This window comes from Pseudomonas sp. MWU12-3088 (assembly GCF_023242405.1).
Lineage (GTDB): Bacteria > Pseudomonadota > Gammaproteobacteria > Pseudomonadales > Pseudomonadaceae > Aquipseudomonas > Aquipseudomonas kribbensis.
In genome coordinates, this window is sequence record NZ_JALJEA010000003.1 from 77,900 (window position 1) to 103,782 (window position 25,883).

The following is a 25,883-nucleotide window of genomic DNA, read 5'->3' on the forward strand; positions in this document are numbered from 1 at the left end:
CTCAACCGCCCAGCAACTCCACAAGAGCCAGCGCCCCCTTCTGCAACGGCTGGCTCTTGAGCCACACCGCGTGCACCGGCAGCACCAGGCCGTTTTCGATGTTGCGGAAATTCAGCCGCTTCAATCGTCCGCTATCGAGCCATGGCTGCACCACCGACAGCGGAAAATTGCCCCAGCCCAGCCCCGCCTCGACCATCTCCAGCGCCGTCTCCAGGCTGTCGGTGCGCCAGTGGGATTCGGCTACCAGCGGCCGGGTTTCGCTGATCGGCAAGTCGCGACTGCCGACGACAATCTGCCGCACATGCACCAGATCTTCGAGAAACAGATCCTGCCCCTGCAACAGCGGACTGTCCGCCGCCAGCGTGGCGATCATCCGTTCACTACCGACAAACTGAAAGCGCTCCAGCACATTCACGCTCAACCCGGCGAACGCCAGGCACACGCTGACCCGACCGCTGTGAAGCATCGCCAACACGTCATCCTGCGGCGCGGTCAGTACTTCGATGTCGAGCAGCGGATGGCGCTCACTGATTTCCTTGATGGCCGCCAGTAACCGTCGGCGATCGATATCCGTCGCCACGCCGATCGATAACTTGCTCTCCAGCCCCAACGACAACTGCACCGCATGCACCTGCAATTGCTTGAGCTGATCGGCGATCAATCGCGCATGGGGCACCAGCGACAGCGCCATGGCCGTGGGTTGCGGTTCGCGGTGACTGCGGTCGAACAGCGGGTAGCCGAGTTCGGCCTCCAGATTGCCGATGGCCATGCTTACCGCTGACGGGACTTTGCCCAACGCCCTGGCAGCGGCGGAAAAAGAACCGCGCTCGATTACGGCGAGAAACAGTTCGATGCTTTCGCTGTTGAAATTCACATCTTCTACCTATCAATAAAACTGAAAGCTGCTGACTTTTTCTGTCACCTCCATTGAAGCTATCTTTCGTCGCCTTCGCCAGCCCCGTTGGCCACAAGTCGCAAGAAAGAGGCAATTCCCCATGCAAGGCGTCAAACGTAAACTGGTCTACGTGTCGCTCTATGAAGTGATCGGCATGACCTTCTCGGCCCTCGGCCTGGCCCTGTTGTCGGGCACCTCGCCAGGGAGCACCGGCCCGCTGGCAGTGATCATCACCACCATCGCCGTGACCTGGAACTTCATCTACACCTCGCTGTTCGAGCGCTGGGAAAGCCGTCAGGTCTCGCGCACCCGCACGGTCAAACGGCGCATCGCCCACGCCGTCGGTTTCCAGCTGACGCTGATCGTGTTCCTGATTCCGCTGATTGCCTGGTGGATGAGCATCAGCCTGGTGCAGGCCTTTCTGCTGGATCTGGCGCTGATCGTGTTCATCCCCTGCTACACCTTCGCCTTCAACTGGCTGTTCGATAAGGTGTTCGGTTTGCCGGCCTCGGCGCTGCCGGATCCGGCACCCGCAGCATGAATCGCTGATTGGTAAGCGGATATTGCAAGAAATCGGCGGTTTTCCTGCGTAAGCCGCCGATATAAGCAATCCTTGATTTCCGATAGCAGGCTAAGCTTTTCCATCATAAAAAAATGGATCGGCCCATGACTGCACACGCCCCCGCCGCCGCGCAACGCGACGGCATCGACCCGATACGCGCCGCACAGATTTCCGCCCGCATCGACCGCCTGCCGGCAGTCGCCACGATCTGGCGGCTGGTGGCGTTGCTGTCGATTGGTGGTTTCTTCGAACTCTACGACCTGTTCCAGACCGCCTACATCAGCCCCGGCCTGATCCGTGACGGCATCTTCGCCACCGGCAATCAGGGCGTGTTCGGTTTCTCCGATCAGGCCGCGTTCGCCTCGGCGACGTTCCTCGGGTTGTTTCTCGGTGCCAGTCTGCTCAGTCCGTTGGCGGATCGTTTCGGGCGACGGGCGATCTTCACCTTCGCGCTGGTCTGGTACACCGTGGCCACGGTGCTGATGGGCGTGCAGAGTTCGGCACTGGGGATCATCTGCATGCGTTTTCTGGTGGGCATCGGCCTCGGCATCGAGCTGGTGACCATCGACGCCTACCTCTCGGAACTGGTGCCCAAACGCATGCGCAGTTCGGCGTTTGCCTTCGCGTTTTTCGTGCAGTTTCTTTCAGTACCGGCAGTGGCGCTGATGTCCTGGTGGCTGGTGCCGCAGGCGCCATTCGGGGTGTCCGGCTGGCGCTGGGTGGTGCTGGCGAGTGCAGTGTTTGCGCTGTTCATCTGGTGGTTGCGCAAACGCCTGCCGGAGTCGCCGCGCTGGCTGGCCCAGCATGGTCGCTTCGACGAGGCGAACCGGATTCTCGACGGCATCGAGGCACGCTGCGAGAAGGATCATCGTCAACCACTGGACGCACCGGAAGCGGTAGCGGTGGATGTCGAAGGCAAGGGCCGTTTTGCCGACATCTGGCAGCCGCCCTACCGTCGTCGGGCCTTGATGCTGATCGTCTTCCACATCTTCCAGGCCATCGGCTTCTTCGGCTTCGGCAACTGGCTGCCGGCGCTGCTTTCCGGTCAGGGTGTCAGTGTCACTCACAGCCTGATGTACGCGTTCATCATCACCCTCGCCTACCCGCTCGGGCCGCTGTTGTTCGTGAAGTTCGCCAACCGCTTCGAGAATAAATGGCAGATCGTCGGCTCAGCCCTGGGTGCCATGACCTTCGGCACCTTGTTCGCGTTGCAGACCAGCGCCTTCGGCCTGATCTTCTGCGGCGTGATGATCACCTTTTGCAACGCCTGGCTGAGCTTCAGTTATCACTCCTATCAGAGCGAACTGTTCCCCACCAACATCCGCGCCCGGGCGGTGGGGTTCTGCTATTCGTTCAGTCGCTTGTCGACGGTGTTCAGCAGCCTGTTGATCGGCCTGTTCCTCGACCACTTCGGCACGCCGGGCGTATTGGCGTTCATCGTCGCCAGCATGCTGATCGTGATGCTGACCATCGGCTACTTCGGTCCTCGAACCCGCAACCTGGCGCTGGAAAACATCGCCCATCGCTGACGGACAACGGTCATCTTCTGCCGCCGGACGGCAAAGGATGACCGCTACCAGAGTTCATATGGCGTCAACCTGTTGAATTTATGGGGTTTAGCCTTCAGGCACGGTAATTGCTGTTTTACCGCCGACAGCAATTACCACAAGGTCCTCCATCATGTTGGTCAGCTCGAAACAAGCGGATCTGATTCATCTGCCCAAGCGCATCACCGATGACGCAACCGCCACGGCGGCGGCCGGCCTGCAAGGCGGGCTTCACGGCGCCATGCTGCAAACCCTGCAGAACCAGGCGCAGGCGCAAACCACCGACGCCACCAATCAGGTGCAGAGCTCGGCCACGCAACTCGCCACCCAGCAAGTCAGCGAAGCCACGCGCATCAGCGACAACGTCGACGAGGCGTTCGCCAAGACGCGTGTAAACCTGCAAGCGACCGATGCCACGTCGACCAAGACCACCGGCACTTCCGCCACGGACGAATTCAAGGACTACATGAGCAAGTCGCCGGAACAGCGCCTGCGCGACAGTATCCTGAAGGAAATGGGTCTGACCGAGGACGACATCAAAGCCATGCCGCCGGAGAAACAACTGGCCATCGGCAAAGAGATCGCCGATCGCCTGCAGGACAAGATGAAGCTGGCCGAAGCCGAGAAGCAGAACAAACAGGACGCCAACTCGGTCAAGCTCAGTGACCAGTCGGCTGACAAGTTCCTCGCCTCGCTCTAACGAACGGCGCAATGAAAAAAGGATCCCCACGGGGATCCTTTTTTTTCAGCCGTAAAGCCGTCAGTTCAACTGCAACGTCTCGTTGAACTGGCTGATCGCATCCACCACATGCCGCGAGCCCTGCTGAATCTCGCGGATCGCGTCCCCCGCCTCGTTCGCCAGTTCCACCCCGAGCCCGGTGCGGCTCAGGCTCGACTGCATGCTCGACACCGCACTCAATGACAACTCGTGGTTCTTGCGCACCACATCGACAATCTCCAGGGTCGCCTGACTGGTTCGCGCCGCGAGGCTGCGCACCTCATCCGCCACCACCGCAAAACCACGTCCGTGTTCACCCGCCCGCGCCGCTTCGATGGCCGCGTTGAGCGCCAGCAGGTTGGTCTGGTCGGCAATCCCGCGAATGGTCTGGACGATGGTGCCGATGATGTCCGACTGCTTGCTCACCGCATCGATGCTCAGCGCCGCTTCGTTGAGGTCGCGGGAAATGTCCTGAATGATCTGCACCGTTTGCTGCACGACCTGTGAGCCTTTTTGCGCGCAGGCGTCGTTTTGTACCGAGGTGCTGTGGGCCGATTCCGCAGCGGTCTGCAAGGTCGTCATCTGGTGGGTGATGTCGCTGGCGAACTTCACCACTTTGTACAAGCGGCCCTTGGCATCGAACAACGGGTTGTACGAGGCTTCGAGGTACACGGTCTGCCCGGACTTGTTCTTGCGTTCGAAGCGGTGCGAGTGATATTCGCCGCGATTGAGCGAAGCCCAGAATGCCTTGTACTGCGCCGACTCGGCTTCCGCACGGTGACAGAACAGACTGTGGTGATGGCCGACAATTTCGTTGAGCGAGTACTGCATGGTCTTGAGGAAGTTATCGTTGGCCGAGATCACATTGCCTTCCGGGGTGAACTCGATCACCGCCATCGAACGGCTGATGGCCGCGAGCATGCTTTCCTCTTCTTTTTCCTTGTTCACTCGCGCGGTAATGTCCGAGGCCACTTTGATCACGCTTCGAACCTGTTTGTCCGGGCCGTACACCGGCATGTAACTCGCTTCCAGCCAGATCTCCTGGCCACGCTTGTTCAGGCGCAGGAATGTCCCGCTGAGGGGGTCGCCTCGGGCCAGGTCACGCCACAACTTGGCGTATTCCTCGCTGCGATAGAACTCTTCCTCACAAAAGATCCGGTGATGTTTGCCGCGTACTTCCTCGGCGCTGTAGCCCATGGTCTTGCAGAAGTTGTCATTGGCATCCAGCACGATGCCGTCTGGGGTGAATTCGATCATCGCCATCGAACGGCTGATCGCCTCCAGCTTGGCATTGGCTTCGGTCAGGGCACAGCTGAAGCGTTCGATTTCCTGCAGGTCAGCCTTGTGATGTAGGTTGAACATGTCTCTATCACCTTGAGCGCGGTCTTTTGATTTGATGAAAGTTCAGGTCTTTCAGAATCCACCACTACGTTCCACAGAACAGGCACACGCATTCCTCCACGGGAGGAAGTTGTCAGGTGATAAACGATGATTAATCAAAGAGTCCATGCAGCGACGCTCTAATCAAGACATCCTTCTCTTGATAGCCCGCGAACGGGCCATTCCTAACGTGTAGAAGAACTTCCATTTAAAAAACATGCTCCTTGCCGGTTAAGTGTCGGTGCCTTGGATTGCGCACTCTGGCAGCTTTGTTCTCGGCTAACCGATTGCCATCGAGGCGCTTTGGATGGCGGTCGACATAGTTAGTTACGTGTGAGCATAGACAGCGCAAAGCCTTGCGCAAGGCCACTAGTCGGCCAGTACCACGGGGATTAAGGACAAAAAACGGACAAGAATCGGTTCAGCGGGCGGGTTGTTTGTTGCCATTGCGACCGACTCGCAATGGCAACTTTTGAAGCGACACAATAATCGGAAAAGAACTACAGACTGCCGCTGATTTTATTCGCCACCTCACCCGGTACCCATGGTTTCCAGACTTGTGGTTGATCGCGCAGAAATGCTTCGGCCACCTGACGTGGCTGCTGGCGCTTTTCGCTCATCCCGGCCAGGGTCTGGTTCAGCAGATCAATCGGCAAGTCGACTTTCTCAAAGAACGTCACCAGTTCCGGGTACTGCGCCTTGAACGGCGCCGACACGCCAATCGCCAGGCTCGCCGGCATCGAGCGGGTGCCTTTCGGGTTGGGGTTGTTGGCGTCGGCCAGGGTTTTCCAGGCTTCGGCGTCGAACGGCGGCTCCTCCAGCTTCACCAGTTTGAAGCGACCGAGTAACGGTGTCGGCGACCAGTAGTAGAACAGCACCGGTTTGCCGCGCTTGATCGACGACGCCACCTCGGCATCCAGCGCCGCGCCGGAGCCGGTGCGGAAGTTGACGAAGCTGTCGTTCAGCGCATAGGCCTTGAGCTTCTGGCTGTTGACGATTTCCGAAGTCCAGCCGGTCGGGCTGTTGAGGAAACGCCCGCGACTCGGGTCTTCCGGATCTTTGAATACATCCTTGTAACGCGGCAGGTCGGCCACCGATTTCAGCTCCGGTGCCAGCGGTTTGATCCCGCGCTCGGGGTCGCCCTTGATCACGTACTCCGGCACCCACCAGCCTTCGGTGGCGCCCTTCACCGTGTCGCCGAGGCCGAATACCTTGCCTTCGGCAGCGGCCTTTACCCACGCGGGACTGCGCCCGGCCCACTCTTCGCCGATCACTTGAATATCGTTTTTCGCCAGCGCCGCTTCGAGGCTGACGGTGCTGCCCGGCAGTGTGTCGGTCGGGTAGCCGTAGCCTTTCTCGACGATCAGGCGCAGCACTTCGGTGATGAAACTGCCGCTTTCCCAGGTGATGTCACCGAAGTGGATCGGCGCTTTTGTTTCCGCAGCGACAACGTGGCCGGCAGTCAGGGTCAGGGCCAGCAGCGAACTGCCGAGCAGGGTTTTGATCGATCTCATGCGGACCTCTTGTTCTGGGAGGAAATCAGGGTTTGGTTGGCGCTGTGGCGGTTGCACAGGGCCTGGGAACGGGTCATGTACAGGCTCACCGAACGCTGGGAGATACCCAGTTCGGCAGCGATTTGCGGGTAGGTCAGGCCGTCGATGCGGGCCAGCAGAAAGGTCGAGCGCACCTTGCCCGGCAGGCGCTGGAGCGTCCGGTCCAGGTGCTTGAGGCTCTGCGACAGGTCTGCCAGTTCTTCGGGGGACGGCGCGTGATCGAGGTCACTCTGTTGCAGTTGTTGCAGATGCCGACGCTCCAGATCGCCCCGCCGCCAGCGTTCATACAACAGGCGCTGGGCGATGGTGGTGAGCAAGGCGCGAGGTTCGCGGATGGCGGTCAGGCCTGGTGCTTCGAGCAGTTGCGCGAAGGTTTCGGCGGCGATGTCTTCGGCGCTGGCTGCATCATTCAATTGCCGGCGCAGGCGTGCGCACAACCACTGGTAATGGTCGCGAAACAACGTGTTTACATGATTGCGATGGGATGCGTCGGCGCCGGACATGGGGGCTCCTTGGAAAAGGGTCGCTGAATGTCCGGTCGTCCGGTGGCGCGATCCTAGCAAGGTGCCTTATGCGTTAAAAATACTTAAAAAGAATTTTTATATTCCATTTGTGAATTAGCCGAAGCCGCTAGCGCAAGCGGCCATAACCCAATTCTTCGGCCTCGCGCTGGTAATCCAGCAGGACGAGATAATCGCTTTCGCTGGCCGGCAAGACTTCGGGCAGACCGAGGACACGGGCCACATCCGGCAAGTCTTGCAGGCTGCGGTTCATGGCCCGGCGCAGTTGCTCGATCTGCCGGTCCGTCGTGCAGGCAGCGGTGATGAAGGGCAAGGTCGGGCTGAACGCACTGCGCGCCACCACCCGCACGCCGCTGACCTCTTCGGGTGCGTGTTGCGCCAGGTAGGCAAAGGTCACGCTGTCGATGGCCGCCAGATCGGCGCGGTCTTCGCGTAACCAGCGCAGGCTCTCGCGGTGACCGCCACTGAGGCCGACCGAAGCGAAAAAACGGCCGTCCCGCTGCAACGGTGCCAGACGCTGGCGCAACAGGTTCATGCCGCTGTTGGAGTCCTCGCTGTTGATCACCCCGCGACTGTCAAAGAACTCCGCCAGACTGCGGCGCGGATCATCGGCGCGGGCAAGGATCAGGCTGCAATGATTGCCGGCCGTGGCGTCCGGCAATTCGTAGCGCGGGCGCCCGACAAGCCTGACCTGCCCGCGCAACGCGGTCATCAGCGGATAGCCGCAGGTCTGGGTCAGCAGCAGTTGCGGCGACAGCCAGAGTTCCGGCAGCGACAAGCCTTCGGCACTGAGCCGCGAATGGCCCAGGTGTTCGAGAATCCGCGCCAGCCACTGTTCGTTCGCCGCGCGGATCGTCTCAGGTGCGATGTACATCAACAGCTCTGCGTAACCTGACGTCATGGTCGCCTCAAATAAACGGATGCTGCGGACTGTCGATCGGCTTGATGCCGTGCCGGCGCCACAATTGCCCATAGCCCTGCACCAGAAATCCGCCGCTGCGTTCAATCCATTGCTCCCGGCGCATGCGGTAGGCCTTGGGCAAGTCATACCACGCCAGCTTCGGCAGATCGTGGTGCACCAGATGGAAATTCAGGTTCAGGAACAGCCAGCGCCACGGCCATCCGGCTTCGTTGAGCACCGTGCGTTGCTCCGGTTGTGTGTGCGGCCGGTGTTCATAGTAAGAACGGACCATCGCAATCGACAGCGCCGGGATGCTGATCAGCAGCAGGTAATGCCAGACCGGCAATACGCTGTAGCGGGCGATGAACACCAGCATCAGCACAGTCAGGGCACCGTGGGTCAACCACATCAGCCAGGCCTGGCGTTCACCGCTTTTCAGGCGTTGCAGTTCCTCACCGGCCAGCGCCAGCAACGCCAGCGGCGCGCCGAGGATGAATCGGCCAAGCACGGTCTTGTTCAGCCAATGCAGGTTTCGTTTGAACAGCGAACTGCCCTGCCAGCGCTCGGCGCTCAGGTAGCGGCTTTCGGGGTCGACGCCGGGGATTGTCAGGTCTTCGTCGCGATGGTGCTGCAGATGGCTGTCGCGATAGAGGGTGTAGGGATACCACACCGCAAACGGCGCGTAGCCGAGGACTTTGTTGATGAAGGTCCAGCGCGTCGGATGCCCGTGGAGCAATTCGTGCTGCACCGACAGCCACAACACCAGCAACGGAATCAGCAGCAGTGTGCTCCACCAGAGACCGAGCCATTCGCTGCCGAGCATTACGGAGAACCAACCGGCATACACGCCAATCAGCAACAGCCAGGTCGGCCACTCGGTACGGGCGGTGAAGCGTTGACACAGGGTTTCGATCTGTTGGCGATGGGCATCGTCGAAATAGTGGGGCATGGCGTGGCTCGGAACGAAGGTCTGATCGTTCTGTGCAACACCAGTGGGAAATCTTGCAGATTATTTTTTGCAGAGAAGAAAGGAGCCCGAAAAGCGGGCTCCCGAGGAACGGTATCAATGGCCAAAAATGTCGACTTTTTTCGCCCTTTTCTCATGGCGTTTCTCGATGGCGGTCTTGGCCGGTTTCTTCTTCGCAGCTTTCTTCGCATCCATACTTTTGGACATGACGCGTACTCCTCTGAAGGGGATGTGAGATCAGGTATACACCTATCCCGGCGAGTACGTTGTTTTATAATCCGCGACTTTTGCACCGGCAGTCCGATTCATGACCGACACCCGCTACAGCCAGCTCGACGACCTGTCCTGGCCTTTGATGAACAAGTTCTACCGCCAGCATCAATCGTCGATGAAAGCGGTGCGCGAGGCGCAATTGTGGGTGGCGCGGCGCGAGGAGATCGTGGCTGCGCTGTGCCTTCGGCCAGTGTTCGGCGGGCATTGGCTGACCGGGCTTTTCGTTGATCCGGCCTGTCGCGAACAGGGCATTGCCGCGCATTTGATTGCGGCGGCGGTGAAAGATGTGGAGACGCCGGTGTGGCTGTTCTGCCACCCGGACCTGCGTGGTTTCTACGAGCGGCGCGGGTTCACCTTCGACCCCGCCCTGCCCCAGGCCATGGCCGAGCGTTTGAGCCGTTACGCGCGGAGCAAGCCGATGATTGCCATGGAGCTGGCGCCGCGCACTGGCTGATCAGTCGTCAGCGTTGGGATCGAGATCCGGGAACATCACTTCAGTAAAACCGAACTTGCTGAAATCGGTGATGCGCGACGGGTACAGGCGCCCGATCAGGTGATCGCATTCATGCTGCACCACCCGCGCGTGAAAGCCCGAGGCCACACGCACAATCGGCTCGCCCTTGGGGTCGACGCCTTCGTAGCGGATCTGCTGATAACGATCCACCGCGCCCCGCAGGCCGGGTACCGACAGGCAGCCTTCGAAGCCCTCTTCCATCAGCGGACTGAGCGGCGTGATCAGCGGATTGATCAGGATCGTCTGCGGAACGGCTTCGGCGTCCGGGTAACGTTCGCTGTGCTCGAAGCCGAAGATCACCAGTTGCAGGTCGACACCGATCTGCGGCGCGGCCAGGCCGACACCGCCGACGCTTTCCATGGTCTGGAACATGTCGTCGATCAGTTGCCACAGCTCCGGGCCGTCGAGCATTTCGGCGGGCACCGGCGGGGCAATGCGCAGCAGGCGCTCGTCGCCCATCTTCAGGATTTCACGGATCATGGTCAGGCTTCGTCAGTGTTCGGCTTGAGCGACTGATCGCGCCCCAGGCCGGAAACGTGTTGTTTGGGATGTTCATCGAGTTCGCCGGGGACTTTCTCGCCCGGGTCCTTGCCCTCGCTGGACATATGTTCGATCACCGCATTCATTTCCGCGCCCAGCAACAGCACCGCGGCGGAAATGTAGAAATACAGCAGCAGCACAATGATCGCACCGATGCTGCCATACATGGCGTTGTAGTTGGCGAACGTCTTGACGTAGAACGCGAACCCTAGGGACGCGACAATCCACACCACCACCGCCAGCACCGAGCCCGGGGTGATGAAACGGAACTCCTGTTTGACGTCGGGCATCACGTAGTAGATCAACGCGACCGCCACCATCATCAGGATCACGATCACCGGCCAGCGGGCGATGGTCCACACCGTGACGATGAAATCTTCCAGCCCGAACTGCCCGGCGATCCAGCCCATCACCTGCGGCCCAAGCACCATCAGCGCGGCAGCGGCCAGCAACATGCCGGCAATGCCGACGGTGTAGAAAATCGACAGCGGGAAGCGCTTCCAGATCGGCCGGCCCTCGACCACATCGTAGGCGGCATTCATGGCGCTCATCATCAGGCGCACACCAGCGGATGCGGTGTACAGGGCGATGACGATACCCACGGAAAGCAGGCCGCCCTTGGACTGTTGCAACTGGTCGATCACCGGATTGACCTGCTCCAGCGCCTGGGGCGGCAACACCAGCTCCGATTGCAGGCGCAGCCAGGAGAAGAAGTCCGGCAGGTGCAGGAAACCGATCAGGGCAATCAGGAACAGAATGAACGGGAACAGCGAGAACAGCATCTGGTAGGCCAGTGCCGAGGCATAGGTCGACATCTCGTCTTCCATGAACTCGGTGACGGTACGCACGATGACCCGGTGCAGGGGCAGGCCTTTCATGTCGGGGAAAATCATTCGCGTCTCCTTTCGCCGCAAAACAGGTTGAAGTCGTGGCGACTCAGGGGCCGTTTTCTCTCATCAAAGTAGCCTACTTGGCGACTCTGAAACACTGTGATCCGTGACTGCATGTGAACGACACACAAAAACGGCCATCCTTGGATGGCCGCTTCGGTGTTTCGTTCAAGGCTGGATCAAGCCTTGTCGACGCCTTTCTTGATCGCGTCCTTGGCTTTGCCCACCGCTTGCTGGGCCTCGCCTTTCTTCTCTTGCAGTTTGCCTTCGGCTTGCAGCTTGGTGTTGTCGGTGGCTTTACCGACACCTTGCTTGATGTTGCCGACTGCTTCGTTGGCCATGCCTTTTACTTTATCGCCTGTGCTACTCATGGTGTTTCTCCTTGGTGCATTGAAGGGGAAAAGTCAGTACGTAATGATTGACTGGCCCGGTTTGCGCCAAGTTTCATTTATTTTCAGGGCTTCATTTCGTCGCGGCGTGCAGGTTGCGCTTTATGTTTGCGAGCGTAGCCCCGAGAATGCCCACCATAAGGGCGCCAGGCGCCACAGAACCGATCCCGCAGGAATGTTATGAAACTCGATAAAAAGCAGGCCATCGCCCGTCGCAACCAGGAACTGGGCGGTGCCGTGCTCGGCACCAACAACTGCCACTTCGCCGAACTGAACCGCAACCGCAACATCTGGTGGTTCGACTTGCCGGTGTCGCGTCTGGCCATCGGTCAGTACGAGTGGATTCACCTGTTGATGCACACCCCGGCCACCGACGAACTGCTGCACCTGAAAGTGCCGACGGTGTTTCTGCGCGAGAAACTCGAAGGCCTGGTGATCCGCAACGAAGGTAAGCGCAAGGCAGCCCTGAGCCTGGAACTGAGCGCCGACAAGGACTCGTACCTGCAGGACATGCGTCCGGCGGGGACCAATGTGAACTTTGCGCCGTTCCGCCAGTAAGATTGCGGAGCCGCTTTTCCCCCTCACCCTAGCCCTCTCCCAGGGGAGAGGGGACCGACCGAGGCGCGTGGGCAAGTTACGCCGACCTGAAATTTCGAGTCGAACTCAGGTTTTGAATTACACGCGATCAGCTCCCTCTCCCTCGGGAGAGGGCTGGGGTGAGGGGCAGGTTCACCGCTTAATTCAAGCCTGGCTCTGTACCAACAAAAAGCCCCGCATCTGCGGGGCTTTTTGTTTTATGCGGCGCTTTTCGCCTTGATCTTCTTCAGTTCTTCGTCGCGCAGTTCGCGGCGCAGGATCTTGCCGACGTTGGTGGTCGGCAGCGCATCGCGGAATTCCACCGAACGCGGCACCTTGTAGCCGGTGACGTTGGCGCGCATGTGCTCCATCACCGTTTCCTTGGTCAGCGTGACGCCTGGCTTGGCGACGATGAAGATCTTGATCGCCTCGCCCGATTTCTCGTCCGGAATACCGATGGCTGCGCACTGCAACACGCCCGGCAGGGTCGCCAGTACGTCTTCCAGCTCGTTCGGGTACACGTTGAAACCGGAGACCAGGATCATGTCTTTCTTGCGATCGACAATGCGCATGTAGCCGTCCGGCTGGATCACCGCGATGTCGCCGGTTTTCAGCCAGCCGTCGCTGTCGAGCATCTCGTCGGTGGCTTCCTGACGCTGCCAGTAGCCTTTCATCACTTGCGGGCCCTTGACGCACAGCTCACCGATTTCGCCCAGCGGCTGCTCGACACCGGCATCGTCGATGACTTTGCACAGGGTCGACGGCACCGGAATGCCGATGGTGCCGATCTGGATGTTCTGGATCGGGTTGACCGTGGCCACCGGGCTGGTTTCGGTCATGCCATAGCCTTCGCAGATCGGGCAACCGGTGACCGCTTTCCAGCGTTCGGCGGCGGCCAATTGCAGGGCCATGCCGCCGGACAGGGTGACTTTCAGCGCCGAGAAATCCAGCTTGCGGAAACCTTCGTTGTTGCACAGGGCCACGAACAGCGTGTTGAGGCCGACGAAACCGCTGAACTTCCACTTCGACAGTTCCTTGACCATCGCCGGCAGGTCGCGCGGGTTGCTGATCAGGATGTTGTGGTTGCCGATCAGCATCATCGCCATGCAATGAAAGGTGAACGCATAAATGTGGTACAGCGGCAGCGGGGTGATCAGGATCTCGCAACCTTCATTGAGGTTGGAGCCCATCAGCGCCTTGCACTGCAGCATGTTGGCGACGAGGTTGCGATGAGTGAGCATCGCGCCCTTGGCCACGCCGGTGGTGCCGCCGGTGTATTGCAGCACGGCGACGTCGCCGCTGTTCGGGTTGGCTTCGGCGACCGGCTGGCCCTGGCCCTTGCTCAGCACGTCGTTGAACTTGACGGCTTTTGGCAGGTGATAGGCCGGAACCATTTTCTTCACGTACTTGATGACGCTGTTGATCAGCAGGCGCTTGAGCGGCGGCAGCAGGTCGGCGACTTCGGTGACGATAACGTGTTTGACGCCGGTTTTCGGTACCACGGCTTCGGCCAGGTGCGCCATGTTCGCCAGGCACACCAGTGCCTTGGCACCGGAGTCATTGAACTGGTGTTCCATTTCCCGCGCGGTGTACAGCGGGTTGGTATTGACCACGATCAGCCCGGCACGGATGGCACCGAAGACGGCGACCGGATACTGCAACACGTTGGGCAGTTGCACGGCGATTCGATCACCGGGCTGCAAATCGGTATGCTGTTGCAGATAAGCGGCAAACGCACCGGACAATTCGTACAGTTCACCGTAGGTGATGGTCTTGCCCAGGTTGCTGAACGCCGGTTTGTCGGCGAAGCGTTGGCAGGATTGCTTCAACACTGCCTGAATATTCGGGTACTCGTCTGGATTGATGTCGGCAGCAATTCCAGCGGGGTACTTATCCTTCCAAAAGTCTTCGATCATGGAAGCCCACTCCTCAGCAACGCGAATTCAGCACCGCATTTGATGCGATTATTATTGGTGTTTGTTTTGTATTGGTGAATCTGGCTTTTTATCAGGCCGAGAAGTCACAAAGCGCGCCGAGAGTAGCAGCTTTGCCAAGGGTCGACCAGAGCCAAAAGTGGCCCGCATGGTCACTTTAATGACTCAAGAACTATTGGCAGTCATTTTAGAGCAAAAATCCTATAACACCCTGAAAGTCCCGGTTTACCGGGCCTTCAAAGCAAAAGATCGCAGCCTGCGGCAGCTCCGGAACCGGAAACGTGTTTCCTGGAGGCGTTACCGCAGGCTGCGATCTTTTTACTTCAAGCTGACCTATGCGATATCACGCAGCTCCCGCCGCAGAATCTTCCCGACAGGCGTCATCGGCAACGACTCACGCAGCACGATGTGCTTGGGCACCTTGTACGCCGTGAAATTCTCTTTGCAGTAGGCCTTCAGCTCTTCCAGGCTGACCCCGGTTTCCCGCGCCACCACAAACAGCTTCACCGCCTCCCCGGAACGCTCGTCCGGCACACCGATCACCGCACAGTTGGCGACTTTCGGATGGGCCATCACCACGTCTTCGATTTCATTCGGGTACACGTTGAAACCGGAGACGATGATCATGTCTTTCTTGCGGTCGACGATGCGCACGAAACCGTCCGGGTCGATCACCGCAATGTCGCCGGACTTGAACCAGCCCTCGGCATCCAGCACTTCGGCGGTGGCCTCGGGTTTCTGCCAGTAGCCCTTCATGATCTGCGGGCCCTTGATGCACAGTTCGCCGCGCTCGCCCAAAGGCTGCTCGACGCCGTCGTCATTGATGACTTTCAGACGGGTGCCCGGCACCGGCAGGCCGACCGTGCCGATCCGCGACAGCTCGCCGTAGGGGTTGGTGCAGGCCACCGGCGAGGTTTCGGTCAGGCCGTAACCTTCGGTGATGCGGCAACCGGTGAGCTGCTCCCAGCGTTCGGCGGTGGCCTTGACCAGCGCAGTGCCGCCGGAGTTGGTGAGTTTGAGCGTGGAGAAATCCAGGGTCTTGAAGTCCGGATGATCCATCAGCGCGACGAACAGGGTGTTGAGCCCCAGCAGTGCCGAGAACTTCCAGTTCTTCAGCTCCTTGATGAAGCCGCCGATGTCCCGCGGATTGGTGATCAGCACGTTGTGGTTGCCGGACACCATCATGCACATGCAATTCGCGGTGAAGGCATAGATGTGGTACAGCGGCAGCGGCGCGATCATCACTTCCTGACCTTCGCGCAACAACGGCTGCCCGTCGCTGCCGAACTGACCGAGACAGGCGCGAACCTGCTGCATGTTGGCCACCAGATTGCCGTGGGTGAGCATCGCGCCCTTGGCCAGGCCGGTGGTGCCGCCGGTGTATTGCAGCACGGCTATGTCGTCCAGGCCGACCTTCAGCGGCTTGATGCCCAGGCCCCGGCCCATGCGCAACGCGCTCTTGAAGGAAATGGCCTGGGCCAGCGAATACACCGGCACCATTTTCTTCACTTTGCTGACCACGGTGTTGACCAGCCAGCCCTTGGCGGTGGGCATCAGGTCGCCCATCTTCGCTTCGATCAGATATTGAATGTCGGTGTCCGGCAGCACTTCCTGGACTTTCTGGCCGAACATGTTCAGGTATACCAGCGCCCGGGCACCTGAGTCCTTGAACTGGTGACGCATCTCCCGCGCGGTGTACAGCGGGTTGGTGTTGACCACGATCAGCCCGGCGCGCAGGGCACCGAACACGGCAATCGGATAATGCAGGACGTTGGGCATCTGCACCGCAATGCGATCCCCCGGTGCCAGATCGGTGTGGGCTTGCAGATACCCGGCGAACGCGGCGCTCTGGCGCTCGAGTTCGGCGTAGGTCAGGGTCACGCCCATGTTACTGAACGCCGGGCGGTCAGCGAATTTCTTGCAGGAACGCTCGAACACCTCGATCACCGACTTGAATTCATTCGCATCGATGTCCAGGGGTACGCCCGCCGGGCGTTTGTCATTCCAGAAATCAGGTTGCATTGTTCTTGTCCTCTTTACCTGAGCCGATCCGGGGCCGCTTCGCTGTCATTTTTCTCTTGTCCTTGAAAAAGCCGAAAGCAAAAAGCGGGGCTTCACGGACACTAGCAGCTATGGTCAATCAGGCAAATATGGGCAGCGTCCTCATTGATCGTGTGAATCTTCCTGCCGTGGCGTGAGCTGATCGGACGCGCTATACAATGCAATCTCTGCAATCCCCTGCAACAAAAGCATGCCGCAAAAGGAATCGCCATGATCCACGACACTTTCTGGCTGGACGCGAGTGACCGCAGTCGCCTCTTCGTCAACCAGTGGCTGCCGAACGCGCCGCTGAAGGCGGTGATTCTGCTGGCCCACGGCATGGCCGAGCACAGCGCTCGGTACGCGCGACTGGCCGAATCGTTCTGCGCCGAAGGCTACGGTGTATATGCGCCCGATCAACGCGGCCATGGCAAAACTGCCGATCATGGGACGCTCGGGCATTTCGCCGACGACGATGGCTGGTGCAAGGTGGTCGGTGATCTGGCGAACCTCAACCAGCACATCGGCCAGCGCCATCCCGGCGTGCCGATCGTGCTGCTCGGGCACAGCATGGGCAGCTACATCGCGCAGGCTTATCTGCTGCATCACAGCGCCAGCCTGCACGGGGCGATTCTCAGCGGCTCGAATTTCCAGCCGGTTGCGCTGTACCGCGCAGCCCGGCAGATCGCCCGGTTCGAAAAGCTGCGCCAGGGCGCCAAGGGTCGCAGCGCGCTGATCGAATGGCTGTCGTTCGGCTCGTTCAACAATAAATTCAAACCGGCGCGCACTGCGTTTGACTGGCTGAGTCGCGACCCGGCCGAAGTCGACAAGTACGCCAGCGATCCGCTGTGCGGCTTTCGCTGCACCAACCAGCTATGGATCGACCTGCTCGGCGGGTTGCAGCAAATCAGCAAAGCGTCCAATCTCGCCCAGATCGACCCGGGCCTGCCGTTGCTGGTGATTGGCGGCGAATGTGATCCGGTGAGTGAAGGCAAGCGTCTGACTGATCTGGCCAATGCCTTGCGCTCGGCCGGCAGTCAGAACCTGCAACTCAAGATCTACCCGCAGGCGCGGCACGAATTGTTCAACGAGACCAACCGCGACGAAGTGACCGCCGATGTGCTGACCTGGATTGACCAGGCGCTCAGCCATCGCCGCCCTCACCGCAGCGAATAATTTTTTGTGGATTCATTTAATCCGTCACAGGAATCAAGACCGATGACCCAGGTTACCAACATCCCTTACGAAGCCCTCGAAGTCGGCCAGACCGCCAGCTACAGCAAGACTGTCGAAGAGCGCGACATTCAGCTGTTCGCCGCGATGTCCGGCGATCACAACCCGGTGCACCTGGACGCCGAGTTCGCCGCCGCCAGCATGTTCAAGGAACGCATCGCCCACGGCATGTTCAGCGGCGCGCTGATCAGTGCAGCGGTGGCGTGCGAGCTGCCTGGGCCGGGCACCATTTATATCGGCCAGCAGATGAGCTTCCAGAAGCCGGTGAAGATCGGCGACACCCTGACCGTGCGCCTGGAAATCCTCGAGAAACTGCCGAAGTTCCGCGTGCGTATTGCCACTCGCGTATTCAACCAGCGCGATGAGCTGGTGGTGGATGGCGAGGCCGAAATCCTGGCGCCGCGTAAACAACAGACCGTTACCCTGCCGACCTTGCCGGCCATCAGCATCGGCTGATTGTCCTCGACATAAAAAACGCCAGACTAGCTGGCGTTTTTTGTGGGCGTTGATCGCTTACGAGCGGGCACGCGCCTGATTACGCAGCGCTTTCACCTGATCATGATTGCGTTGCACGCCGTGGTACTGGCGCTCGACCAGATCGCGAATGCCGACCAGGTTGTGCTTGTTGATCTTCTCGATCGCTTCACGATAGGCCTTCAGGGCGTGGTCTTCACCGCGCTCGGCTTCGTTGAGCACTGCCTCTTCGTCCTTGCCGGTGAACATGGCTTTGACATCGACCCAGCGACGATGCAGGTCACCGCTGACGCTGGTGGACGTTTCCGGATCGCCACCCATCGAGCGCACGGTCGCCTGCAATTCTGCGGCAGCAGTAGCGCAGTCGGCGGAGCGTTTCACGAACAGGGTTTTCAGTTCAGGGTGCTTGATGTCTTCAGCGCAGGTCTTGAACCCTTCCTGACCGTCCTTGCTGGTTTCGATCAGGTCGTTGAGGACGGAGATGGCTTCTTTATTCATGTCAGTCATTTTTCAATTCCTTGCGTGGGTGAAAGATGCAAGGAGTGTTGCAGTGGTCGTGCCAGCTTCTTAAAAAGAATTTATTCGTTAATTTTCAATGAGTTACAAACAAAGCAGAAATCTGTATGCCTGTTATTTGCATGATCTGTCATTTGGCCTGCATGCAGAATGCCTGTATTTTCCAGACCGTTACGAACTCAGACGACCCTTGCGATGAACCCCGAAAAACTCGAACTGCTGATCACCCGCGAAATGCCCTTCGGCAAGTACAAGGGACGGATCATTGCCGACCTCCCCGGGCCGTACCTGAACTGGTTCGCCCGGGAAGGTTTCCCCCACGGCGAACTCGGCGGCCTGCTGGCGCTGATGCAGGAAATCGATCACAACGGCCTGTCGGAGCTGCTGGAACCGCTGCGCGCCAAACATGGCAAACCCGCCCCGCGCCACTGAGGCGCATCCTGATCCGAGTCGACCATGCCCGATAACACCCGCCGCGCCCGAGACGAAGCCTTCTGGCAAACCTTCGCCGACCGTTACGACCGCCATCCGGGCCCCGTGAACCTGGAAAACGGCTACTTCGGACGCATGTCGCGCACCGTGGTCGAGGACTATCAGCGCCATATCGAACAGATCAACAACAGCAACTCGATCTATGTGCGCCAGCGTTTCGAACAGCACGACAGCCTCGACATCCGCGCGCAACTGGCCGAGCTGATCGGCGTGCGCGCGCAAAGCATCGCTTTCACCCAGAACGCCACCGCCGGCCTGCAGTCGCTGATCCGCAACTACAACCGTCTGGAGCCTGGCGATCAGGTGCTGATCTGCGATCTGGAATACGACACGGTCAAGGGCGCGATGCGCTGGCTGGCCCGCCATCGCGGGGTCGAGGTGATCGAGATCGAACACACGCACCCGGCCAGCTTCGACAGCCTGCTGGCGACTTACCGCGAAGCCTTCATTCGCTATCCAAAGCTCAAGCTGATGGCGCTGACCCACGTCACCCACCGCACCGGACTGGTGATGCCGGTGCAGGCCATCGCCGCGCTGGCCAAAGAGCATGGCGTCGATATCATCCTCGATGGTGCCCACGCCCTCGGCCAGATGGAGTTCGATCTGGAAGCGCTGGGCATCGCCTTCGCCGGGTACAACCTGCACAAATGGATCGGCTCGCCGCTGACCCTGGGCTTTCTGTATATCGCTCCGCAGCGTCTGGCCGACATCGATCCGGACATGGGCGAGATGCATTTCCCGCTCAACGACATTCGCTCGCGCACGCCTTACAGCACGCCGAACATTCCGGCGCTGATGACCCTGCCGCTGGTATTCGAGGAACACCGTGCACTCGGTGGCGCGGCGGCCAAGGGTGCACGGGTGAACTACCTGCGCAACCTGTGGGTCAGCGCCGTACGCAACCTGCCTGGTATCGAGGTCACCACCCCGGACGATCCTCGTCTGTATTGCGGCATCACCTCGATGCGCTTTACCCGACATGCCGACCAGCAAGCGATGGTCGAGCGCCTGCTCAACGACTACAACCTGTTCACCGTGGTGCGCAACGGCGCGGCCTGCGGGCCGTGCATCCGCATCACGCCGTCGTTGACCACGACGGCGGCGGAGATTCAGTCGCTGGTTCTGGCGCTGAATGAACTGCGTTAAACCGTGTACTTGTCGAAATCCTCGGGCTTGATCTGCGACGACACCGCAAAGGTGTCGATGCCGATCGTGAGGTGACCGAAGTAACCGTCCTCGTGGGAGTCCCGGCCGATCGGCCAGACCGTCAGCGTCGAGTCTTCCCCGCCCATCCGGGTGTAGTAGTGGTCCTGGCAGTTGTTCAGCGGTGAGGACGCCCGCCCACGATAAGCCTTGGCGTTGAGCACCCCGCGAGAAACCACCTCAGGAAAATACAACTGTCCGACCCAGGCCACATTGCGCTCATCGAGGTATTCATTGCCGGCGACGATGCGCACCGCCACGTGAATGTGCAGGGCGCGCCCGGCATAAAACCCCGGATAGATCGTGGTGAAGCGCACCCTGCCCTTGTGATCGCTGAACTGACCACCGCGCAGGTACGTGTCGTCGTCGGTTCGCGGGATCGAGCCGATGTCTTCAACGTCGACTTCCTGATCCGGGTTGACCCGGCTCCACCCGGAATAAGCACCACGTGCGTTACAGTGCCAGATATCCACCAGTGCGCCGCTGACCGGTTCGGCGGTCATGGCATCGACGATGGTCAGGCGCAGCAGCAAAGGCAAGCCCTCGGCGCCTTCGCTGATGTTGCGACGCAGCAGTTTGGGATTGCGAAAATACGGCCCGGCGACTTGCTCGGGGGCCAGTTGATACACCGATGGAGCTGAAGGCTGGTTGTCCATGACGCGTTCTCTCTTCCATAAGATGAACGCAGGTTAACGCCACACGCCAAGCCGGGTGCGGTAACTATGTATCTCGAGATAACGAAGGATTTTTTGGGCAAAAAAAAACGGTGCACCGACCAAGCGCACCGTTAAAGCCGTAGAACACACAACGAAGTGTCAGGTGAAGCGATCAGTCCAGCAGCGCCAGCGCCTCGGCGGTGCATTCCTGAATGCGGGCCCAGTCGCCGTTCTTGATCCACTCCGGATCAAGCATCCAGCTACCGCCCACGCACATGACGTTTTTCAGCGCCATGTAGCTCTTGATGTTGGCCGGGCCTACGCCGCCGGTAGGGCAGAATTTCACTTCGCCGAACGGGCCGCCGAGGGCTTTGATGGCTGCGACGCCACCGCTGACTTCAGCCGGGAACAGCTTGAAGCGGCGATAACCCAGGCCATAGCCTTCCATGATGCCGGAGGCGTTGCTGATGCCCGGCAGCAGCGGGATCGGGCTTTCGACGCTGGCTTCCAGCAAATCACGAGTGATGCCCGGGGTGACAATGAATTGCGAACCGGCCGCTTCGGCCGCAGCCAGCATGTTGCGGTCGAGCACGGTGCCGGCACCGGTCACCAGTTCCGGACGCTGCTCGCGCAGGATCTGGATTGCTTTCAAGCCAAACTGCGAACGCAGGGTCACTTCCAGCGCAGTCAGACCACCGGCGGCCAGGGCGTCGGCCAGCGGCAGCACGTCCTGTTCACGGGCGATGGTGATCACCGGCAGGATCCGCGCCTTGGCGCAGAGGCTGTCGATCAGGGCAACTTTGTCCGCCATGGAAACGGTCGGGGATGGGGTTGTCATAGCGGCTGTTCCTTGGCTCATGGGCACCAGTAAATCTCTAACGTAGGTTGCAGAAACGCGCGAACCGGCATGGCGGCGACGTCGTTGGATGCCAGTGCGGCATTCAGGGTGGTCAGTTTCGACTGACCGGAAATCGACAGAATCTTGTGCTTCGCCGAAGCCAGCAGCGCCCGGCTCATGGTCAGGCGTTGACGCGGCACGCTCGGCGCCAGCATCGGCCAGCAACGACGGGTGCCGTCGGCTTGCAGGGCTTCAGCCAGGTTCGGGCTGTCCGGGAACAGCGACGCGGTGTGACCGTCATCGCCCATGCCCAACACCAGCACGTCGATCGGCGGCAACTCGGCGAGCAAACGATCGGCCTGCTCCGCCGCCTGCTCGACGTTGGCCGCCGCGCTGTAGAGGCTGAGGAACTGCGCCTTGGCCGCCGGGCCCTTGAGCAGATACTGCTTGAGCAGCCCGGCATTGCTGTCGGCGTGCTCGACTGGCACCCAGCGCTCGTCGGCCAGGGTCACGACGACCTTCGACCAGTCCAGCTCCTGCTTGGCCAGGTGCTGGAAAAACGCCACCGGGCTGCGACCGCCGGACACCACCAGCACCGCGTTACCGCGCGCCGCCAGTGCGTCGCTCAACTGCTTGGCGACATTCAGCGCCAGGCCTTCGGCGAGCAGCACCGGGCTCTTGAACTCGTGGGCATTCACGCCCTCGGGCAGTTTCACATCAGATATCGCCATACCATGACCTCCCGTCCCGCGTGATCAATGCAATGGAGCTCATCGGCCCCCACGACCCGGCCGCATACGGCTTGGGCGCGTCACCGGATTTTTTCCACCCGGCGATCAACTGGTCACACCACTTCCACGCGGCTTCGATTTCATCTTTACGGACAAACAGGTTCTGATTGCCGTTCATCACTTCCAGCAACAACCGCTCGTAGGCGTCGGGGATCCGCGCGCTGCGCCAGGTGTCGGAGAAATTCAGTTGCAACGGGCCGCTGCGCAGCTGCATGCCCTTGTCCAGGCCTTGATCCTTGGTCATCACCCGCAGGGAAATCCCTTCGTCCGGTTGCAGGCGGATGATCAGTTTGTTGCTGATCTGCAGGCGCTGCTCCGGGGCGAAGATGTAGTGCGACGGTTCCTTGAAGTGGATGACGATCTGCGACAGCTTCTGCGGCATGCGCTTGCCGGTACGCAGGTAAAACGGCACGCCGGCCCAGCGCCAGTTGCGGATGTCGGCACGCAGGGCGACGAAGGTTTCGGTGTCGCTCTGGGTATTGGAATTCGGCTCTTCGAGGTAGCCTGGTACGGATTTGCCTTCGCTGTGGCCGGCAATGTACTGACCGCGCACTACCTGAGTGGTCAGGCCTTCCGGGCTGATCGGCGCCAGGGCCTTGAGCACTTTCACTTTTTCGTCACGGATGCTGTCGGCGGACAGGTCGGCCGGCGGGTCCATGGCGATCAGGCAAAGCAGTTGCAACAGGTGATTCTGGATCATGTCGCGCAGCTGGCCGGCCTTGTCGAAATAGCCCCAGCGGCCTTCGATGCCGACCTTCTCGGCCACGGTGATTTCCACGTGGGAGATGTAATGCTGGTTCCACTGAGTCTCGAACAGGCTGTTGGCGAAACGCAGGGCGATCAGGTTTTGCACCGTCTCTTTGCCCAGGTAATGGTCGATGCGGTAGGTGCGGTTCTCCGGGAAGAACTGCGCCACGGCGTCGTTGACCTTGCGCGAAGATTCGAGGTCCGAGCCGATCGGTTTTTCCAGCACCACTCGGGTGTTTTCCGCCAGACCGACCTTCGCCAGGTTCTCGCAGATCGCGCCGTACACCGCCGCCGGGGTGGCGAAGTAGGCAATCATGCGTTGTTTGGTGCCGGCCAGATCGGCCAGCGCCGCGTAATCTTCAGCCTTGAGGAAGTCGACGTGCAGATAGGTCAGGCGCGCCAGAAAGCGCTCGGCCACGACCTCGTCCAGTTCCTTGCCCACATAGCGACGCAGTTCGGCGGCAATGAATGCCATGTGCTGCTGCTCGGTGCCTTCTTCACGGGCCAGCGCGATAATACGCGTGTCCTCGTGCAGCAGGCCGGCGCCATCCAGGTGATAAAGGGCAGGAAACAGCTTGCGCAGGGCCAGATCGCCCAAGGCGCCGAACAAGGCGAAGGTGCACGGTTCTACCGTAATCGAAGGCATGATGTTTGTTCTTTTATCAAGTTAAGCTACAAATACCTTTTTTCAAGGCATCACTCAAGGGAAAATGTAGTAATAACCACAACATTTTCGCAAAATACAGATTCCGAGTGGTGGTCGGTCGGAGCCATCAGTAGGATAGGCCACCGTCACGGGCCACATCAAAGGCCCAATTTGCATAGCCGCGCGCTTATCGGCGCCGGTGAATCTAGGAATTCTTATGGACCGCGTGCGAAATTTACTGGAACAGATCCAGAGTCGCCTTGAAGAGCTGAACAAGGCCGAACGCAAAGTCGCCGAAGTGATCCTGCTCAACCCGCAGCAGGCCACCCGCTTCAGTATCGCCGCCCTCGCCCAGGCCGCCTCGGTCAGTGAACCGACGGTCAACCGTTTCTGCCGTTCGTTCGGCGTCAGCGGCTACCCCGAACTCAAGTTGCAACTGGCCCAGAGCCTGGCCAGCGGCGCGGCTTACGTCAGCCGCGCAGTGGAAGCCGACGACAATCCCGAAGCCTACACCCAGAAGATTTTCGGCAGCGCCATCGCCTCGCTGGACAGCGCCTGCCAGGCGCTGGACCCGAACCTGATCAGCCGCGCCGTCGACCTGTTGATCCAGGCCCGGCAGATCCACTTCTTCGGCCTCGGCGCCTCGGCCCCGGTGGCTCTGGATGCGCAGCACAAGTTCTTCCGCTTCAATCTGGCGGTCACCGCTCACGCCGACGTGCTGATGCAGCGCATGATTGCTTCAGTGGCGCACACCGGCGAGTTGTTCGTGATCATTTCCTACACCGGCCGCACCCGCGAGCTGGTGGAAGTGGCGCGCATCGCCCGGGAGAACGGCGCTTCGGTACTGGGCCTGACCGCCGAGAACTCGCCACTGGCCAAGGCCAGCACCCTGAGCCTGAACATTCCGCTGCCGGAAGACACCGACATCTACATGCCGATGACCTCGCGGATCATTCAGTTGACGGTGCTGGATGTGCTGGCGACGGGGATGACCTTGCGTCGTGGGGTGGATTTCCAGCCGCATTTGCGCAAGATCAAAGAGAGCTTGAATGCTAGCCGGTATCCGGTGGGTGACGAGTTCAACTAGTTCGCACTGATCGCTCCCACGCTTGCGCGTGGGAGCGATGACTAAGCAGCAGCCCACGCCTGCAAACTCAAATGCGCCTTCTCCCCCGGTGCCAGATGCAGGCTGTCGGTCCCCCCCGCCGCCGCTTCAACACAGACAAATTCCGAGATCTCATCCCAGGTCACGCCCAACAACGGCCGCGCCCCCGGGTGCCAGACCACCGTGTCCGCACTCTCACCGGTATCGATGCACAACTCGCGCTGCCAGGCGTGATCTTTCAGCTGCAATTCGCCGTCGTGCTGGAACACGCGCTGACAGCCGCCGTCGACCCGCAACTCGCCTTCCTGCTGACAGACTTCACGGTTCAACTGGTCGTAACCCTGCGCCCCCTCGAGCCCAGACAGCGCTATCTCACTCACGTCGCCAATACGCCAGTAAGCGTGTAAAGCCTGGCTCAGCTGGCACGGCATGTCGTCCTGATGCTCGGTGCTCAGGCGTAATTCCATGCGTTCGCCAAGGTGCGCGTGCAGGTCCACCTGCCAGTCGCACAGCTGCAATTGCCAATGCAGGCGCACGCCGTCATCGGCGGCGCTGCTGTCGAGCAGTTTCCAGTCCAGCAGTCGCGCCCAGCCATGGGACGGCCATGCGTTTTCACTCGGGTGACGGCCATACCACGGCCAGCAAACCGGCACACCGCCACGGATCGCGCCGACATGCGGCCACTTCGCCGCGCACCACAGCCACGGTTTTTGCCCGCGCGGTTGAAAGTGCAGCAACTGCGCACCCTGACGACTGAACACCGCCTGACACAGCGGATGGTCAATCACCAGCACATCGCGCATCTGATAGCGCTCCCAGGCGAACACCGGCCGTTCGCGCAGGGATTTGAAGAAGCGTTGCAGCGGATGCTCATGCATGGGCCACGGTTCCAGATTCAACTTTCATGGGCTGCGACACCCCTTTCCAAAAAAAAGCGGACAGCCTGGGCTGTCCGCAAATATGCGCACATAGAGAGGAGCTT

27 protein-coding genes and 1 pseudogene are annotated in these 25,883 nt (G+C 60.2%); 10 read left to right on the forward strand and 18 right to left on the reverse strand.

The genetic code is table 11. The features are described 5' to 3' along the window. Nucleotide 1: 1 nt before the first annotated feature. Entirely contained in the window at nt 2-874 is an 873-nt protein-coding gene (locus M5B98_RS09145) for a LysR family transcriptional regulator (protein ID WP_248742524.1), read from the reverse strand. Between the two features lie 121 nt (nt 875-995). Between M5B98_RS09145 and M5B98_RS09150 the strand changes: the two genes are divergently transcribed. From M5B98_RS09150 to M5B98_RS09160, 3 genes are all read left to right on the forward strand, one after another. Continuing rightward, nucleotides 996-1,436 (forward strand): PACE efflux transporter, encoded by a 441-nt coding sequence (locus M5B98_RS09150; protein ID WP_248742525.1) that lies wholly within the window; start codon nt 996-998, stop codon nt 1,434-1,436. A 125-nt stretch (nt 1,437-1,561) separates the two neighbouring features. Then, nucleotides 1,562-2,986, forward strand: coding sequence for an MFS transporter (locus M5B98_RS09155; protein WP_114885010.1), 1,425 nt, complete (start codon nt 1,562-1,564; stop codon nt 2,984-2,986). 151 nt (nt 2,987-3,137) lie between these two features. After that, nucleotides 3,138-3,704 (forward strand): hypothetical protein, encoded by a 567-nt coding sequence (locus M5B98_RS09160; RefSeq protein ID WP_248742526.1) that lies wholly within the window; start codon nt 3,138-3,140, stop codon nt 3,702-3,704. 60 nt (nt 3,705-3,764) lie between these two features. Here the strand turns inward: M5B98_RS09160 and M5B98_RS28785 are convergent, their stop codons facing one another. The 6 genes and pseudogenes from M5B98_RS28785 to M5B98_RS09185 all read right to left on the reverse strand — a co-directional run bounded on the left by M5B98_RS28785 (nt 3,765) and on the right by M5B98_RS09185 (nt 9,026). After that, nucleotides 3,765-4,304 (reverse strand): methyl-accepting chemotaxis protein, encoded by a 540-nt coding sequence (locus tag M5B98_RS28785; RefSeq protein WP_371320920.1) that lies wholly within the window; start codon nt 4,302-4,304, stop codon nt 3,765-3,767. 9 nt (nt 4,305-4,313) lie between these two features. Beyond that, nucleotides 4,314-5,084, reverse strand: a pseudogene (locus tag M5B98_RS28790) (PAS domain-containing protein); the annotation flags it as partial. A 518-nt stretch (nt 5,085-5,602) separates the two neighbouring features. Beyond that, nucleotides 5,603-6,616, reverse strand: coding sequence for an ABC transporter substrate-binding protein (locus M5B98_RS09170; protein ID WP_248742528.1), 1,014 nt, complete (start codon nt 6,614-6,616; stop codon nt 5,603-5,605). Then, nucleotides 6,613-7,158, reverse strand: a complete 546-nt coding sequence (locus M5B98_RS09175) for a sigma-70 family RNA polymerase sigma factor (protein ID WP_248742529.1) — start codon at nt 7,156-7,158, stop codon at nt 6,613-6,615. The genes M5B98_RS09170 and M5B98_RS09175 overlap by 4 nt, the downstream gene beginning before the upstream one ends. 127 nt (nt 7,159-7,285) lie before the next feature. Next, entirely contained in the window at nt 7,286-8,077 is a 792-nt protein-coding gene (locus M5B98_RS09180; RefSeq protein ID WP_248742530.1) for a phosphate/phosphite/phosphonate ABC transporter substrate-binding protein, read from the reverse strand. A gap of 7 nt (nt 8,078-8,084) precedes the next feature. Then, complete coding sequence (locus M5B98_RS09185; RefSeq protein WP_248742531.1) at nt 8,085-9,026, reverse strand: fatty acid desaturase; 942 nt, start codon at nt 9,024-9,026, stop codon at nt 8,085-8,087. 325 nt (nt 9,027-9,351) lie between these two features. Here M5B98_RS09185 and M5B98_RS09190 point away from each other — a divergent pair, with 325 nt between their 5' ends. Continuing rightward, nucleotides 9,352-9,771 carry a GNAT family N-acetyltransferase gene (locus M5B98_RS09190; RefSeq protein ID WP_248742532.1) on the forward strand — a complete coding sequence of 140 codons (420 nt, stop codon included), beginning with the start codon at nt 9,352-9,354 and terminating at the stop codon, nt 9,769-9,771. Here the strand turns inward: M5B98_RS09190 and def are convergent, their stop codons facing one another. From def to M5B98_RS09205, 3 genes are all read right to left on the reverse strand, one after another. Then, the gene (gene def, locus M5B98_RS09195) at nt 9,772-10,311 is read right to left on the reverse strand and encodes a peptide deformylase (RefSeq protein ID WP_248742533.1); all 540 of its coding nucleotides are present in this window, start codon (nt 10,309-10,311) and stop codon (nt 9,772-9,774) included. A gap of 2 nt (nt 10,312-10,313) precedes the next feature. Beyond that, nucleotides 10,314-11,264, reverse strand: a complete 951-nt coding sequence (locus tag M5B98_RS09200) for a YihY/virulence factor BrkB family protein (RefSeq protein ID WP_085709666.1) — start codon at nt 11,262-11,264, stop codon at nt 10,314-10,316. A 176-nt stretch (nt 11,265-11,440) separates the two neighbouring features. Next, nucleotides 11,441-11,632, reverse strand: a complete 192-nt coding sequence (locus tag M5B98_RS09205; protein WP_248742534.1) for a CsbD family protein — start codon at nt 11,630-11,632, stop codon at nt 11,441-11,443. Between the two features lie 198 nt (nt 11,633-11,830). On the opposite strand from M5B98_RS09205, the gene M5B98_RS09210 reads away from it, so the two are divergent. Next, complete coding sequence (locus M5B98_RS09210) at nt 11,831-12,208, forward strand: hypothetical protein (RefSeq protein WP_007951149.1); 378 nt, start codon at nt 11,831-11,833, stop codon at nt 12,206-12,208. Between the two features lie 236 nt (nt 12,209-12,444). On the opposite strand, the gene fadD1 is transcribed toward M5B98_RS09210, so the two are convergent. Continuing rightward, the gene (fadD1, locus tag M5B98_RS09215) at nt 12,445-14,142 is read right to left on the reverse strand and encodes a long-chain-fatty-acid--CoA ligase FadD1 (protein WP_248742535.1); all 1,698 of its coding nucleotides are present in this window, start codon (nt 14,140-14,142) and stop codon (nt 12,445-12,447) included. A 351-nt stretch (nt 14,143-14,493) separates the two neighbouring features. After that, on the reverse strand, nt 14,494-16,182 hold the full coding sequence (gene fadD2, locus M5B98_RS09220) for a long-chain-fatty-acid--CoA ligase FadD2 (protein ID WP_248742536.1): 1,689 nt from the start codon (nt 16,180-16,182) through the stop codon (nt 14,494-14,496). 249 nt (nt 16,183-16,431) lie between these two features. On the opposite strand from fadD2, the gene M5B98_RS09225 reads away from it, so the two are divergent. Both M5B98_RS09225 and M5B98_RS09230 read left to right on the forward strand, forming a co-directional pair. Further along, entirely contained in the window at nt 16,432-17,376 is a 945-nt protein-coding gene (locus tag M5B98_RS09225) for an alpha/beta hydrolase (RefSeq protein WP_248742537.1), read from the forward strand. Between the two features lie 42 nt (nt 17,377-17,418). Then, nucleotides 17,419-17,889, forward strand: coding sequence for a MaoC family dehydratase (locus M5B98_RS09230; protein WP_003227420.1), 471 nt, complete (start codon nt 17,419-17,421; stop codon nt 17,887-17,889). 57 nt (nt 17,890-17,946) lie between these two features. On the opposite strand, the gene M5B98_RS09235 is transcribed toward M5B98_RS09230, so the two are convergent. Beyond that, nucleotides 17,947-18,414 (reverse strand): ferritin-like domain-containing protein, encoded by a 468-nt coding sequence (locus tag M5B98_RS09235; RefSeq protein ID WP_085709662.1) that lies wholly within the window; start codon nt 18,412-18,414, stop codon nt 17,947-17,949. A gap of 204 nt (nt 18,415-18,618) precedes the next feature. On the opposite strand from M5B98_RS09235, the gene M5B98_RS09240 reads away from it, so the two are divergent. Both M5B98_RS09240 and M5B98_RS09245 read left to right on the forward strand, forming a co-directional pair. Next, nucleotides 18,619-18,855, forward strand: a complete 237-nt coding sequence (locus tag M5B98_RS09240) for a DUF3820 family protein (protein WP_003213031.1) — start codon at nt 18,619-18,621, stop codon at nt 18,853-18,855. A gap of 24 nt (nt 18,856-18,879) precedes the next feature. After that, on the forward strand, nt 18,880-20,061 hold the full coding sequence (locus tag M5B98_RS09245; RefSeq protein ID WP_248742538.1) for an aminotransferase class V-fold PLP-dependent enzyme: 1,182 nt from the start codon (nt 18,880-18,882) through the stop codon (nt 20,059-20,061). On the opposite strand, the gene M5B98_RS09250 is transcribed toward M5B98_RS09245, so the two are convergent. The 4 genes from M5B98_RS09250 to zwf all read right to left on the reverse strand — a co-directional run bounded on the left by M5B98_RS09250 (nt 20,058) and on the right by zwf (nt 23,796). After that, nucleotides 20,058-20,774, reverse strand: coding sequence for an intradiol ring-cleavage dioxygenase (locus tag M5B98_RS09250; protein WP_248742539.1), 717 nt, complete (start codon nt 20,772-20,774; stop codon nt 20,058-20,060). The two genes, M5B98_RS09245 and M5B98_RS09250, sit on opposite strands and share 4 nt — an antisense overlap. Nucleotides 20,775-20,946: 172 nt before the next feature. Continuing rightward, nucleotides 20,947-21,612: a bifunctional 4-hydroxy-2-oxoglutarate aldolase/2-dehydro-3-deoxy-phosphogluconate aldolase gene (locus tag M5B98_RS09255; protein WP_011335602.1), complete on the reverse strand. Its 666-nt coding sequence runs from the start codon at nt 21,610-21,612 to the stop codon at nt 20,947-20,949. 17 nt (nt 21,613-21,629) lie between these two features. Continuing rightward, nucleotides 21,630-22,343 carry a 6-phosphogluconolactonase gene (gene pgl, locus M5B98_RS09260; RefSeq protein WP_134827869.1) on the reverse strand — a complete coding sequence of 238 codons (714 nt, stop codon included), beginning with the start codon at nt 22,341-22,343 and terminating at the stop codon, nt 21,630-21,632. After that, nucleotides 22,330-23,796 carry a glucose-6-phosphate dehydrogenase gene (gene zwf, locus M5B98_RS09265; RefSeq protein ID WP_248742540.1) on the reverse strand — a complete coding sequence of 489 codons (1,467 nt, stop codon included), beginning with the start codon at nt 23,794-23,796 and terminating at the stop codon, nt 22,330-22,332. Before zwf ends, pgl begins: the two co-directional genes overlap by 14 nt. Before the next feature lie 226 nt (nt 23,797-24,022). On the opposite strand from zwf, the gene M5B98_RS09270 reads away from it, so the two are divergent. Next, the gene (locus M5B98_RS09270) at nt 24,023-24,883 is read left to right on the forward strand and encodes a MurR/RpiR family transcriptional regulator (RefSeq protein WP_169842436.1); all 861 of its coding nucleotides are present in this window, start codon (nt 24,023-24,025) and stop codon (nt 24,881-24,883) included. A gap of 41 nt (nt 24,884-24,924) precedes the next feature. On the opposite strand, the gene M5B98_RS09275 is transcribed toward M5B98_RS09270, so the two are convergent. Beyond that, on the reverse strand, nt 24,925-25,779 hold the full coding sequence (locus M5B98_RS09275; RefSeq protein WP_248742541.1) for a D-hexose-6-phosphate mutarotase: 855 nt from the start codon (nt 25,777-25,779) through the stop codon (nt 24,925-24,927). Nucleotides 25,780-25,883: the final 104 nt, after the last annotated feature.